Raw genomic sequence first — 15028 nt, forward strand, 5'->3', positions numbered from 1 at the left:
AGCTGATAGCTGATAGCTGATAGCTGATAGCTGATAGCTGATAGCTGATAGCTGATAGCTAACGCATTTTGGTCAAGCTTTCAGTCTTATCCAAAAACATCTCGGTGAAAATACTCATCACTGTTCGCTTACGCACCCGGATATTGGCACTGATAGACATACCCGATTGCAATGGCACTTCTTTGCCATAAGCTTGAATGAACTGTTTATCCAATTCGATTTTGGCAGGGAAAGTATAGTCTTGACGCAATTCCGCAGGATCCGGTGGTAGGGCATCAGAACCAATAGATAGTACCTTCCCTTTTACATCACCAAACTCACTAAAGGGAAAAGAGTCAACTCTGACTTCGGTTTCCATACCTGCTTCCACAAACCCGATGTCTCGGTTAGTAAGATACACCTTAGCAATCAGAGAGCTACCCGGAACAATTTTTAGCACTGGCTCAGTGGTATTGGCAACAAAACCAGGAGTTGAGGGTTGCAAATCAAAGACTGTTCCATCAACAGGAGCTCGTAGTTCTTGATAGCTTAGGGTTAGTTGAGCCTGCTGCAACTGGCTATCAATTTCAGCCATCTGCTTATTGTTATCAACAATACGTTGATTTAATTGACTTATAATGCTAGCTATTTGGGTGTTTATGCTATCAATTCTTTCATTATTCTGAGCCATCAAATCCGTCAGTTCTCGTTGAGAAGAGGCAATGGTATTGAGTAGATTTGCTCTGACCCCAGCAATTTCTTTTTGCAAGCGTTGTTCTTCTTCAATCCTAGAGTTTATCTCAGTTTGGCGATTTTTGACCTCATTTTCCTGCCTCAAGAACTGAATCTTAGAAAAGCCCCCTTGTTCATACAGGGGTCTGAGATCTGCAAGAATACCCTGCTCAACTGTTAGGATGTCTCTGCCATTGGCAAGTTGAATCTGATTTTGTTTGAGCTGTTCCTGTAGGGAGCCAATTCTACTCTCAAGTTCAGCGATCCGAGCGTCAAGTGCTGAAGTACCATATTGTAAACGAATTCGTTGTTCAGGGCTAAGATTAGCGCTCTTAGAACCTCCACTCAGTTGAGCGCGATAAAGTCGAATTTCTGCCAGTACCGTGTTTCGACTAGCGATCAGAGAAGGCAGTTGTGAGGACAGTTGTATGTCCAAACCTGGTGGTGGTACAGGTGGATAATTAGGATTACTAATTGCAGCTTGATAAAACTGGTTTTCTCTGATTAAGGTAGCCCGGCGTTTATTGAGAGAAGTCAGTTGAGCCTGAGTAGCCTTAGGCTCAAACGAAAGGAGCAAATCCCCTTCTTTAACCCGCTGTCCTTCCTTAATATGAATTTTTGTTACCACTCCACCCACAGGAGCTTGGACTTCTTTAACTGCCCCTTGTGGCTCTAGCTTGCCCCGAGCGGGAACGGCATAGTCAATTTTGGCAAAGTAAGCCCACACCATACCAAAAGTTGTTAGACTCAACAGTGCCCAGAGAATGGCATGAGACCAATGGGGCGATTGTTCTAAAATAACTGGCTGGTCGAATTCGAGGTGACTATTAGAAGCACGATGTCTGTCCCTGGTGTCTTGAGGCACTGTGGTTTTGCTCATAGTACCCACAGAACCTAAGTTGATTTTTGGATTTCGTTTGGAACCATTGCCATTACCATTGCCATTACCATTGCCATTACCATTGCCATTACCATTGCCATTATATTGGCTCATCGTTATTAGCTCCTGCTATTTGTTAATACTTGGGTATTGGATGAATGATCAAGGATCAAAAAGAAAGAATGAAGGATAAAGGATGACGAATTAAGGATAAACAAGAAATAATGAAGGATAAAGGATGACGAATGAGATAATTATCGGGTTTAATAATTAAATTTAGTAACTAATAAAAAAACTGACTCATTGATCATTTTTATCACTTACTATAGGGGGAGTTAGCCAAAACTTCTCGCTCTCAATTAAACGCTTGCTGTAAAAGCAACTACCCGACCACTAGTATTTTTTTATCCTTGAGCCTAGTCTATCCGACACCAAGGGTTAAACCAAATAGCAAATACCGAGACAATACAAACTTCATCCTTCACCCTTAATCCTTAATGCTTAACCCTTCATGGTTAATCCTTCATCCTTCACCCTTCATAGCTACATTTGAGCATCTTGTTGCATGTAGAGGCAATAGTAACGACCTTTCTGAGCCATCAGTTCATCATGAGTGCCTTGCTCTACTATTGAACCCCGATCCATCATCAAAATGATATCAGCGTTGCGAATGGTTCCTAGGCGGTGGGTAATGAACAATACCGTGCTTTGTTGAAAAGCTTCCGCTAGATTTAAACACACTTGCCGCTCGGTGTCATAATCGAGGGCGCTGGTGGCTTCATCTAATATCATTAACTGGGGTGATTGCAAAATCGTTCTGGCGATCGCAATACGCTGTCGTTGTCCCCCGGAAAGACCTGAACCCCTTTCGCCAACGCTGCTATTGTAACCCAAAGGCAAGCTCATGATAAAATCGTGGGCTACTGCTATTTTTGCTGCCTGAATAATTTCCTCACTGTCTGCATCAGGATTGGTCAGAGCAATATTCTCTTGAACGCTGCCCTCAAACAACAGGGTTTCCTGAGGCACAATCCCAATCTGACGCCGCAGGGAATAGAGTTCGACTTTCGAGATATCGTAACCATCCACAATGATGCGACCGGACTCTGGACCATAGAGTCTAGCCAAAAGTTTGGTCATGGTACTCTTACCGGAACCACTTTGACCTACAATCCCTACAAATGAACCAGCTGGAATCTCGACGTTAATGTTATTCAGTTGCATTGGTCCACTCTTGGCAAAGCGGAAGGAGAGATTTTCATAGCGAATGTCTCCCCTGATAGAGGGCAAGGGGATATTACCCTGGTCTGCTTCAGCCACTTCTTTCGGTGTATCGACAATGTCACTGAGGCGTTCGAGAGATAGGGCTGTAGACTGGAAGTTTTGCCAAAGTTGGGCTAAACGCAGCAAGGGACTGGTAACGTAGCCCCCAATAATCCGAAAGGCAATCAACCCCCCTAAGCTTAATTGTCCATCTAGTACTAGATAGACCCCTACCCACAGCACAAGTAAACCAGAGAGTTTGTTCAAGAAGGTGCTCATAGAACTGGCGGCGGTAGAGGTTAGCACATTCTTGAAGCCTTCACTAACATAGCGCCCATATTTCTCTTGCCATTTCCAACGCGATCGCAATTCAATATTCTGGGCTTTGACGGTGGAAATACCAGATAATACCTCTACTAGATAGGATTGGGTTTGAGCATTCCGTTCTGCTTTATTGCGTAGCTGTTGCCGGACAATTGGGGAAACGATCAGGGTCAGGAGCATGAACAAAGGAATCACTGACAAAGTCACCACGGTCAGCACCCAACTAAACATGAACATGACCACGATGTAGATTATAGAAAAGACTGAATCTAACACCACGGTTAGGGCTGTCCCGGTCAAAAAGGAGCGGATATTTTCTAGCTCATTGATGCGGGTGGACAACTCCCCAACGGGTCGTTTCTCGAAATAGTTTAACGGTAAGCGCAACAGGTGGTCGATAATCTCGGAACCGAGAGCCATATCGATACGGTTGGTCGTATCTACAAACAGGTAGGTACGCAGGGTGATTAAAACCCCCTCAAAAACCGACACCACCAACAGTAAAATTCCCAGTACTTGCAAGGTATCGGTACTGTTTTGGGATATCACTTTGTCAATGAGTACCCGGATAATCAAGGGATAGGCTAGACCCAACAGTTGGACAAAGAAAGAAGCAATTAAAACTTCCGCCAATACCTTGCGGTAACGAACGATAGAAGGCCAAAACCAACTCAGACCAAACCGCTGGGTAGGGGTGTCTTTGGTCGGTTTTAACAGAAGTACCTGCCCGCCTTCTCCCCAGTTTTCTTCAAAATCCTTGGGTTTAAGCTTTTGAATTCCCAGCTGTGGCACCGCCAGCACTACTTGCCGTTCACTGGCTTCATAGAGAATAGCTAAGCTATCGTGCCACAACAGTATCGCTGGGGTCGGTAAACGTTTAATAGCGTTAGCTGGTATTGTTGCGAGTTGGGCAGTTAATCCCATCAGTTCTGCCACTGCACCACAGTGCTGAAGGGAGATTTGACCGGTGCGAGCATGCTGGTTTTTTAGCACCTTCCGTATACTATCTTTGCGGAAAGGCATTTTAAAGTACTTACTCAGCATTTGGAAACAAGCCAAGGATTCCTGCACCGCTCCTTTACCCCGTATAAAGGGGAATTTTGTAGGAGTAGTCTGGTCAGTGTAAATTGTCTCGGGAGCCTCATCCGGTCGGTCTGGAGCCTGGGGAATATCGTCTTGAGGTATAGTGCGAATTGTATCGGTAGGCTCAGCCAAGGTTTCCGAGTCAGTAGCGGTAGCTTCTGAGAAAATAGCTTCTGGAATTCCCACCAAGCGCGTTGCACCATGACCATTGACCTGTAAGCTAGACAATGCTTCCGAACTCAGACAAGACCCTACTGGTAAATTGGCGGCTGCTCCTCCACTCACAAACCATACTCGATTGGGGTCGAGTTGGCTTGACATTTGCTTGCCCCGAGGTAGGTTATAAACTAAAGCGTCTGACCAGGCTAACAGGGCAAGTGCTTTGAGGTCAGTCTCTGCCTCAGCCCGACGCCCCAACTCTGTTCCCAAAAGATCAAAGATTTCCACTAGACCACAACGGGCTTTGAAGGCATCTGAGAAAGATTTTTCTGTATCTAGCAGCCCTAAGAAGTCAGCCACATTGATGGTGACACAAACCGCTTCCACCGATGCGATCGCAGTTTCACACGGTATGCCCCTGACCAAACTGACCCAGCCAATAATCGCCCCTGGTTGTAGTAATTTGAGGGTTGTGGGGGTTTGACGGCGTTGGTCATAGCCAATTAGACGGGCTTTGCCTTGGAATAAAATCGAGATTTGGCCTGGCATTTTATCCCTGACCACAATTGTCTGGCCCATGCGGTAGCGCAACAGTTGGCAACTAGTGGACAGTTTTTGCCGTGCTGCCCTTGACAATTGATTGAACGGCGAAATACCAGCTAGAAACTCTTGAATTGTTGTTGTATAGGTCATTGAGCCTCTTAGGATTTGAGATTAGTTTGCAAGAGCGTGAGATTAGTTAGCTTAAATTTAATAACAGCTTCTCATGGGGTATTTATGAGGATATGCTATAAATATTAGGTCGGTTTTTTATGTAAAGACTCTGCAGAGCACCCTAGGACTTGCTTAGCGCTTCTTTCATTAAGAAATGTAACTAGTTGGCTATGCTATGATGGTGCATAGGGAAAATCTATTGAGACTAGCCTTAAACAACAAAAATTTACCCGATCACCATAGACTAATGATCATTTAGCCACGGCACAGTTTCAGGATTACCATAAATGCCAAGCTAGACGGGTTTTTCGGAATCTTCTCGATCTGGCGCGAGATAATCATGCCGAGAACGACCATACCCGCCCATGTTCCCCCAAATCCGGAATCAAAGCCGCTGTCTAAGGTTTCTTGAGTTTAGTTTCATTTCTAGAGTTTTGTTGTTAATCTAGCGCTGCTAATTGCTGATTCAGTTGCTCACTGAGCCAGGTGCTGAAACATTCATTCAGCAGTCGCTGGCGCATCGAATCATCTAACTGGGCTGGCATAAACTTCTCCAAACGCACGATTAACAGCCATTCTCCCAAGCGAGTCGGTGGGAACAATTGTCCGGGTTGGCTCAGGCGAAGCATTTGGGCTAAGGCGGGGTGAGGTACGCTCAGTTCAACTGGACCGATTAATCCCCCAGTTTGAGCTTCTGGTCCTTGGGAATATTCCCTAGCTAGGTCAGCAAAAGACTCTTCTCCTTCTTGAATGCGGAAATATATTTCTTGGGCTACCCCTGGGTCTTTAGTCCGAATCAGGGAATAAATCACTCGGTCTAATTGTCCCTTCCGTTCCAGAAAATAAGATTCTAGTTTGTGACTCCAGGTTTGTTGTTTGTATTTCTCAATCAGAATACTTCGTACCGCTAAGGCTTCTAATTGAGCTGGATTCATCCCACGCTGCTTTAGCCAAGCCTGTTTAGCCGTCTCGTCAATGAGCTGATTTTTTTCCAAGAACTGCTGATAGGCTTGAGCCTTCTCCTCTGGTGTGCAGCTTGCGGTAGCCACTGCCTCGTCAATGATAATCTCACGGATTAACGGTGGCAGCAATTGGTAACCAGCTAGCAGGGGAACAATTTCTTCTGCACTAATGACGCGATCGCCTATTCGTAAAACTGTAGTTGTCCCCATAAGAAATGTTTGGCTTTGTGGTAGCGCGGTTGTGGATATGATTTAGATATCGCCCACTGTATATTATAATTCCTAACTCTAAAGCTTCAACAGTACAGTTTTTGCACATTTACGAAACTAGGGTATGGGGAAAACGCTTTCTCGGGTTTTTGCTACTGGGTAACTGACTACTGACACCACATTACTTGATGTCATTCCATGGGTTGCAGTAATGGGGTTGATTTTGCCTTGCCCACGGAGCAAATGGCTTATTGGTTGAGGCTCGGTTCTGAGCAACTGGGCTGACGGCTAATAGCTGATACCTGAGTACTCGCCACTTGGTATCACTATATATTAAGTTTTAAAAAGATTTGGGAAAGCCAAATAAATCTAATCAAAGTATCTCAAATAACAAAACCAGGATCACAGACCCTAGAGCACCGAGCTATTACAAGGGTATTACAAGTTGCGGAGATTGATTTTACCTTGGTGACTGATTAGCCGAATAGCTATCATTTCATAATAACATAATTCTGATTTTAGAGCATGTGTAACATTGTTAGTCTGTCATTGATAATTAGTCTAAGCTAAGAGATTGTCCTGCCGTTGGGATAAGCGTGAAGCGTAACTATTGCAGAATATAAATCCGACCTGGCATTCTGTCATGATTATAATTACTGAGCAACCAAAACTCGCTGCTTATCGCTCTAGTTCATTGGTCTGAGTCTGTATTTCATTTTTCGCGGGTTTCCCCATTAGCTAGGTCTGTGTTTTACTAGTTCCCTCACATTTTTGTTTGTGTTTGTTCAACTGACTTCTCACCCCTAAAACCCCAATGGCTAGTAACCCCAATACAGAGGTTGGTTCTGGAACTGAGGTGGGATCAGTGGGTGTTGGCACTGAGGGGGGATCAGTGTGTGTTGGCACTGAGGGGGGATCAGTGGGTGTTGGCACTGAGGGGGGATCAGTTGGTTCCAGTCTGACTACATTGACATTATCGATTAGTAGTCCTGAATCAAAGGCACCATCCCCAACATCTGTTACACCTATGGTCACAGTGTAGGTTCCAGAGGCAGCAATTTTCTGAGAGTAGGTCTTAAAACCAGTTTCATTAACAAACGGTGTCATGGAATCAGCTAATACTGAGAAGGTATCAGCCAAACCATTCAACTGACCGGAAATTCCCACAAAAGCGAAGTCATTAAAATATTCAGAACCGAAATCATCTGTGAGGAAGTTGTAATCGAAATTAAGAACATCTCCTGCAACTGCTGTAAAGGTAGTTCTGATTGCTGATCCTTCAAACACCTCCCCCTTTCCTTTGCCGATCTGATCCAGCACTGTAATGTCCAGCTCTAGAAAATTGGCTAGCTCCACGAAGTTTTCTTGTTCCTGGGGAAGGAATGTATCTAGCTGGGCATAGAAACTGCCGTCAGTAGGTTGACTACCAAAACCTGCAGTGCGCACAGAAGCACTACCCAATGTTTCCCAGCCCGTAAAATAATTTTCAAAACTACCATTAGTGATGATGGTGGCTGAGGCAGGATTAGTATCAAATAGACTGGCCACACCGATCAGGCTGACAATACCTGTTCTCAAAGAGAAGCGCTTGTAGTTTTTAAGGTCAAACATATTGATTATCTTTGTTGAGAACTAGAGATTAGTCATTGGTAGATGCTTCCCAGTTCCAAAGTGGATATTTTTTCCGAGTAGACACTCTTAACCCATCTGACAGTCTTAGGTTGAAGACTGACCAGATTGCTGATTGGTTCCACACCTAAACTCGAAGCTGATCGTGAAAATCCGCGCATCACCTGTGGTTAATCATGCGATGATAAAATCGCCATCAACTATATCTAGATTTATATCGTTTTTATCAACATTTTTTAGGATAGCTAATGTTCTGAAGGGGGTGTACCCTTGAATACCATCTGGATCTACTCTAATATAAGTATCTGAACCAAACTGCTCAATTGTCAACCAATCTCCAACATTGGCATCTGAATTCAAACCTTCGTTGTGAAAAAGATCCCAAAAGAAACCAGAGGTTATAACCACAACATCTTCATCGTTGGGATCGAAATCTTCAATGATGTCCATCCTCTCGGAAAAGTTACTATACCAGGTCAGATCACGATCATCATCATAACCAAGGTTGATAAAGTCACCTCCACCACCTCCAAATACAGTGTCAGCCCCCCCTTGAGCGTCGATATTATCTGGCTCTGGGGTACCTGTGAGCCAGTCCCCTTTGTCTGTGCCATGTAGTGGATTAACATTTCGTGGATTAATATCTCGGATTTTCATAAGTGTTTAGTATGTGCTAACTCTGTGGTTTTTGATTGTTTTAATCATTTCCTTTAAGTCATGAGCAGAGGCATATTTTTCTCTATTAACGAGAAAATAATAGTTACTGCTACTGAGGGTTTAGAGTGGCAGCACACCCAGGAATTACTCTCCTAAAAGAGAAAACTATATTTTTCTCCTTGTCCATAAAAACCAGATAAATCCTAACTCATTTTTTCAGTATAAAATTGGTTTTAACACTAAAAATATTTCCCATAAACAATCTTTACTAACAGTTTAAAAATAGTGATAGTTTGTGTGGAGAATGTGAAGAATTTGATAATAATAAGGAAAGGTCAAGTGATGATGCTTATTCTTAGTTTTTCAATCCACTTAGAGGAAAATCCGGAATACTTGTCTGACAATTTTTCTGGTTATATCACAAGTGTTATCACAATTGTATAGACAAGATGCAGCCACAAAGGGAGGTAAGGCGCGCAAAAGCTATTAAGGGATTAAAGGGATGAAAGGGCTAATAGCAGGAAGAGGGTTAAGAGGGAGAAGAGGGGGAAGTTATAGCACTACGCATTAAAGTTAGGACATTGATACAAGCAGCAAAACCTTGTGTAGTAAACTTTTGCCTCTTGCCTCTTGCCTCTTGCCCTTGCGCGTAGCGCTATATACCAATTTCATTTATTCGAGCTACAGATGCTGAGCAGGTATAAGTTACAGGTTGCAGGTGATCAGCTTACAGGTTATTAAGCTAGTGTGCATTTAATGGGCATATTTTATACTTTCGGAATTAGGGAAGGTAGACAAGGGGGGATAAAGGGGCAGTGTTGTCTTTCCACTCTTGTCTCTCTTCCCAGTCTTCCCCCAGAAAAGTATTGCTGATCAAGGTGTCCTCTACTCCAGATTGAGTGTGCCATTCACCGATAACCCAAGCCTCGATGGTGATGATTTTGCCAAAAAAGCCGTCTCATTCGTCTATCCCCTGGTTTAGCATTGGCATGACTGCCATTGTTTTACTGTCACTCGCCCTGCGATTTTGGGGGTTGGGTCGATTTAATCGCCTAGTATTCGATGAAGTTTACTACGCTATATTTGCCAATAACTACTTAACCGGTACTTCCTTTTTCAATCCCCATCCTCCCCTAAGTCAGTACATCATTGCCATTGGCATCTGGATTGGCTCTCATCTACCTTTTGGACAGGATACAGTTAACGAGCTGACTGGTTCCTTACGCTCTACCTGGAGTTACCGATGGCTGAATGCCCTGACCGGTTCTTTGATTCCGATCGTAGTGGCGGCTCTGGCTTATCAACTCAATCGACGTCGCAGCTATGCCTTGATTGCTGCTCTGTTCGCAGCTACTGATGGTTTATTCCTGGTAGAATCCCGCTATGCCCTGAACAATATATATTTAGTGATCTTGGGATTACTGGGTCAGTTGTTTTTCCTTCTGGCTCTGAATCATCAGGCTGCCAAATCCTGGCTGATGCTAATCCTATCTGGTGTGTTTTTTGGTGCTTCCGCAGCGATTAAGTGGAATGGCTTGTGGTTTTTGTTAGGGATTTATATAGTATGGGCTGTGGCTTGGGTATGGCAATTATTTAGAACCTATTTTGGGCAGACAACCCGTACTCGCTCCATACCATCGGGACGCCATCCATTACAAAACCTGACCCAACTGAATGTCGGGCACATCGTGCTAAACTTGGTGATTTTACCAGCTCTGACCTACAGCCTGCTGTGGATTCCTCACTTACTGATGAATCCTAGCCCTGGATTCTGGGAGTCTCAAGTCAAAATTTTAACCTTCCATCAAAATGTGGGCAGTGGCACTGATGTCCATCCTTACTGTTCCCGGTGGTATACTTGGCTGTTAATGTGGCGTCCGGTTGCTTACTTCTATCAGACTGCTAGTCACAGCCCTGAGGCTGTTCCCACTGACTCCCTCTTATCGGCTGATGCGAGCAATGTAATCTATGATGTCCATGCCATGGGCAATCCTTTCCTATGGTGGCTCTCGACTACAGCTATTTTGTTGCTGCTGCTGCTGTTAACCCAACGCATCTTAGAAGGGGTGGGCTGGAAACTCATACCAACTTCCTATACCTGGATTACCCTCTATTTGATCGTAAACTACGCCGCTAACCTATTGCCCTGGACGAAAGTGACTCGCTGCACGTTTCTTTATCATTACATGGGAGCTTCAGTGTTTTCTGGATTAGCACTGGCGTGGCTAGTTGACCGCTGGCTACACAGTGAGAAAAACCAGTATCGTAGTGCTGGTTTCACTGTCATCTTGGTAGTTGTACTAGCTTTTATATTCTGGTTACCAATTTACTTAGGTCTACCCTTGTCTGAGTCAGGTTATCAGCTGCGGATGTGGTTCCGCTCCTGGATTTAGGGAAAATTTATTAATATCAGGGTTCAGCACTTATTGATGTTTTAGATAATGAAGAATGAGAAGTTGATCAGCATTTATTTTGCCGCCTGTGGCTAGTCAATAAGAATGACATAAGCCAATATAGGGCTGAGCAATTTCAGAATGATATTAGTAAAATAATTCAAATCCACAACCATCAATTATTCAAGAATGATACCGGATCAAAACGTTATATCGATGATTTTAAATCACATCTAATGAAACCGAAACAGCCTTAATAAAGTGGCTTTAAAAGCTATCAATTAAAGCCCTTTAAAATTGGATATTAACAATTAACAATATTCCTTTCGTTTCCAGAACAGTTTTAGTCCTGCGACTAAACCTAAGCCAAGGACACTCGAGGCTTCTGGTACTGGCTCTGGTTCTGATGGTGTGTAGTCGTAAGTAACCGTAACATCCGCTTGGGCTTTTGTTGCGATCGCATTGACGATATTAGCGATCCCGGTAACCATTGATATGGTTTCCGCAGAGAATAAAAAGTCTACGGGGTCAGTGCCTAGGAATGCATTAAACACTGAATCATTTGTGAAGGTTTTTTCACCGGATACATCACCGGTTAGTCCGATGAATGAAACTGCAGACGGACCCTGAAAATCTGTTGTGCCATCATAGGCAGCGACTTCCGCTGAATCTTGTACTGTTGCTGTTTCTGTGAACAGGGTTGTATTATTTGGTCCGACCAATGTGAATAAGCCTTCCAGATTCCAAGTCAGAGTTGCTGGCTGTGCGTCTAGGCTTTCACTCCGTGCGTCTCCTGACATTCCCCCGTTAAATTCTATGGTCACGGAATCAAGGGTACCAAGACTAGTGTCGAAGGGGTTGATAACAGGTGTCAGAGGCTCGTCAGTGATATTTGTCGGCATCAGTGGCACTGATGCGGATTGAACAATAGTGGCACTTTTAGCAGCAGTAGTAGTTGCCACAATACTGCTTAAAACAGAAACAGTAGCTACGCAAATCAGATATTTGGTTTTGATTGATGTGAAATTCAATCTTCATTTACAAGTTAATCATTTTTTTTTAAAATGGCAATTTTGATTGGGGATTTATGGGCTGATAAAATAAAATGAATTATCCGAATTTTTTCGGATAGAAATTTTGATTATTTGTGGTAAGGTGTTAGGTTTTTAAAATTTAGATTGTTTTGATTATCAAAAAAAGCCAAAACACTATTTCAGGGGATAATAACCACCGAATACCTTGCCGATCAACTAAGGAAAGCTTATCTAAAATATGGTTTGGTTAGAAAAGTTTAAACTTTACTATTGTCAGTTTTAAATTAACCATTAAGCATTAATCATTAACCATTAAAGAATTTGGAAACTGAGCTTTCAATGCTGGCAATACTGGACAGGGTTTCTTCTGCTGCAAGTTATCTCCTTTACCACTAAAGGTATTCCACCGAAATGGTCCCAAATCAGCTGCGGCCATCCACAGCAACCGTTTAGCTCGGGTCATGGCTACATAGAGCAAGCGGAATTCTTCAGCAGTCTTAAGCTGTGCGGCTTGTTCCCAAGCTTCAGGTGCCATGGGTAAGGGTTTCCCGTGAAGGTAGGCACGAATTTGAGCTCTGGCTACTTCTGCTAGGGTAAATTCTCCCAAAAACTGAGCGGCAGTAGGTACCCACGGATTACCTGGAAGGGTGTCTTCATGGAGAAAGGGCAAGAAAACATAGTCCCAGTCTAATCCTTTGGCTTTGTGCATGGTGATTACAGTCAGTTGATGGGAACGCAGATAAGGGGAGTCTGTATTGTCTGGGTCTACAGGTTCAAAACGTTCTGAGGTAACGATTTCCTGAAGTACTGTTAGAGTTTCACTGATAGAACTGTTAAAGGTCTGTTTTGCAATCCGTTCGGCTAATTTATCTGCTGTGGCTAGCTCGCATTGGTCATAGTTTAAGGTCTGAGCTAGGAAGGAAATTAGGTGATAATTGGGGAGTTCTAAACGAGCACGCAGTAAATCACAGCAGTAGCGGCGAGCTTTGATAACTGCTTTTGTCTGGGGTGGGTCCAATGGACCAGGATAGAGGAATTGTTCAGGATAAGTCGATAGAGCATTGAGGTCTTGGGTGGGAATTAACTGACGTTTTACCAAGACATCTAGGGCAGCTTTTAGATAATCCGGAGAATGGGGACGGTCGAGAAATTGCAGCAGTGTTAGGATTTGACTGGGAACGTGGGATTCGCGATCGCGTTTTTGGACATCATACACTTCAATCCCATGCTGGCGTTTGAGATACTCCAGTTGTTCCACCACAAAGGTTCCTTGTCGATTCTCCCGCACTAACACAGCAGCGTTATGGTTTTGGTTTTTGGCAAATAGCTCTACTACTCGCTTTCCAATCAGCTCGACTGTGTGGTAAATGTCCTTAGGAGTGTAAAGTTCTAAGCCTCTCCCTTCTGGATTTGGGTTGGCATCTAGTTGAGGATCATTGGCATCTACTCGACGAATGGTTTGAGGACGAAAGGGTAGCTCGGTGGATGGTTGGGTTTGGGGGATAGAGTCTGGCTGTGGTACTGTTTCGGTAGCGTTTTTGCTGCCATAGGTGCTATTGACCCAATTCACGATAAAGTTGGCAGCATCGATGATAACCTGGCTACTGCGACCCGCTTGATCCATTGTGGCTAAACGTCCTATTCCCTGACAGTCTTGGCAAAACCAATTGAAATAAATCGGGTCAGCTGGGGTAAAGGTAGAGTTAATGGCTTGATTGGGGTCTCCAACTCGGATCAGATTTGTTAAAGGTTGGGAGGTTAAAGGTTGGGAGGTGGAAGGTTGGGAGGTGGAAGGTTGGGAGGTGGAAGGTTGGGAGGTGGAAGGTTGGAAAGTTGAAGGTTGGGAGGTGGAAGGTTGGAAAGTTGAAGGTTGGGAGGTTGAAGGTTGGGAGGTTGAAGGTTGGGAGGTTGTTCGCGTAGCGTGGCCAATAGGCCAAGGTTCAAGGTTTGGTTCGGAACTAGCTGGGAATGTGGCTAGGGTTTGCAAGAGTCGGTATTGTAACGGTGTGGAATCTTGGGCTTCGTCTTCAAAGACGGCAAAAAATTGATTTTGCCAGAGCTGACGGATGGCATCGTTTTCTAGCACTCTCAGCGCGGCTAGAATCATGTCGTCGTAGTCGATGAATTCACGCGATCGCACTATGGTTTGATACTGTTGATACAGTCCTGCTGCGATCGCTAATATCCCATATTCATCGGTTGTCTGTTCACTGAGGTGCCACAAATCTGCTGGTAATAACCCAGAACTTTTGGCTTCATGGATAACAGTGTAGGCCAGGTTAGGTAACACTTCTGTTCGCAATACGGATTGTCGGCGCAACCGTTCTGTTTCTTCTCCATCAAAGCTTCGACCTTCGAGCAAGGTCAGATACCGGCGTGGATAATTAGCAATCCACTGTTCCACACAGGCACGGATTAAGCGATGACTTTGATTTGGAGTTACTAGAGTACTACTGTCTAGATTCAGTCCGGATAATTCTGGATGACGGTTAGCAATGTAGAGGGCTAAACCATGTAAGGTATAGACTACAAAACTATTTTGTGGGACTTTAAGCGCTTTTAGGTCATCGCGGATTTTAGCGCGAATACTGGCAGCGGCAGAGCGAGTGAAGGTGACTACCAGCAATTGATATCTGCTATGGAGTTGGTAATTTGCGATCGCAATTGCTGCAGCTTTTGCCATGCCAGTAGATTTCCCAGCACCAGGGACAGCGGAAACTGCTAAGGTTCCCCCTTGCCAGTCGGCCATTGGTTGTTGTCCCCTTCTTAAACTATTGCGGAGTCGTTGTAGTTCTTGGGCACGCCAAGCTGCGAGGGGGGTTTGCTGTGAGTCTGACTTGGTATCTGTATCCTCTGACATGTTGAGATGTGGTGCAACTGACTATTTGTTGGTATTTTAATTAGCCCAGGTTGCAAATCGCTATAGCTTTTGGTTAAGCTAGTTGCCCATTCAACCATTAGACCTCGCGAGTAGGGACAGATTTTCACAGGGCACTGAGAGCTTAGAGT

General features: G+C 44.2%; 8 protein-coding genes. 1 reads left to right on the forward strand and 7 read right to left on the reverse strand.

The window, feature by feature from the left end; all coding sequences use genetic code 11:
* Positions 1-58 precede the first annotated feature (58 nt).
* From BJP37_RS26350 to BJP37_RS26370, 5 genes are all read right to left on the reverse strand, one after another.
* Positions 59-1705 carry a beta-barrel domain-containing protein gene (locus tag BJP37_RS26350; protein ID WP_075903292.1) on the reverse strand — a complete coding sequence of 549 codons (1647 nt, stop codon included), beginning with the start codon at positions 1703-1705 and terminating at the stop codon, positions 59-61.
* 429 nt (positions 1706-2134) lie between these two features.
* Positions 2135-5113: a peptidase domain-containing ABC transporter gene (locus BJP37_RS26355; RefSeq protein WP_075903294.1), complete on the reverse strand. Its 2979-nt coding sequence runs from the start codon at positions 5111-5113 to the stop codon at positions 2135-2137.
* A 461-nt stretch (positions 5114-5574) separates the two neighbouring features.
* Positions 5575-6306 carry a peptidylprolyl isomerase gene (locus BJP37_RS26360; protein WP_009149356.1) on the reverse strand — a complete coding sequence of 244 codons (732 nt, stop codon included), beginning with the start codon at positions 6304-6306 and terminating at the stop codon, positions 5575-5577.
* 738 nt (positions 6307-7044) lie between these two features.
* The gene (locus BJP37_RS26365) at positions 7045-7917 is read right to left on the reverse strand and encodes a PEP-CTERM sorting domain-containing protein (RefSeq protein ID WP_075903296.1); all 873 of its coding nucleotides are present in this window, start codon (positions 7915-7917) and stop codon (positions 7045-7047) included.
* A gap of 192 nt (positions 7918-8109) precedes the next feature.
* A complete protein-coding gene (locus BJP37_RS26370; RefSeq protein WP_075903298.1) occupies positions 8110-8592 on the reverse strand; it encodes a hypothetical protein in 483 nt (160 codons plus the stop codon).
* Between the two features lie 935 nt (positions 8593-9527).
* Between BJP37_RS26370 and BJP37_RS26375 the strand changes: the two genes are divergently transcribed.
* Complete coding sequence (locus BJP37_RS26375) at positions 9528-10985, forward strand: dolichyl-phosphate-mannose--protein mannosyltransferase (RefSeq protein WP_075906481.1); 1458 nt, start codon at positions 9528-9530, stop codon at positions 10983-10985.
* Positions 10986-11296: 311 nt separating this feature from the next.
* Here BJP37_RS26375 and BJP37_RS26380 read toward each other — a convergent pair whose 3' ends face one another.
* Entirely contained in the window at positions 11297-12016 is a 720-nt protein-coding gene (locus BJP37_RS26380) for a choice-of-anchor E domain-containing protein (protein WP_143727807.1), read from the reverse strand.
* Between the two features lie 301 nt (positions 12017-12317).
* Positions 12318-14879 carry a UvrD-helicase domain-containing protein gene (locus BJP37_RS26385; protein ID WP_075903300.1) on the reverse strand — a complete coding sequence of 854 codons (2562 nt, stop codon included), beginning with the start codon at positions 14877-14879 and terminating at the stop codon, positions 12318-12320.
* Between the last annotated feature and the right edge of the window lie 149 nt (positions 14880-15028).

It is taken from the genome of Moorena bouillonii PNG, assembly GCF_001942495.1.
Classification (GTDB): Bacteria; Cyanobacteriota; Cyanobacteriia; order Cyanobacteriales; family Coleofasciculaceae; genus Moorena; species Moorena bouillonii.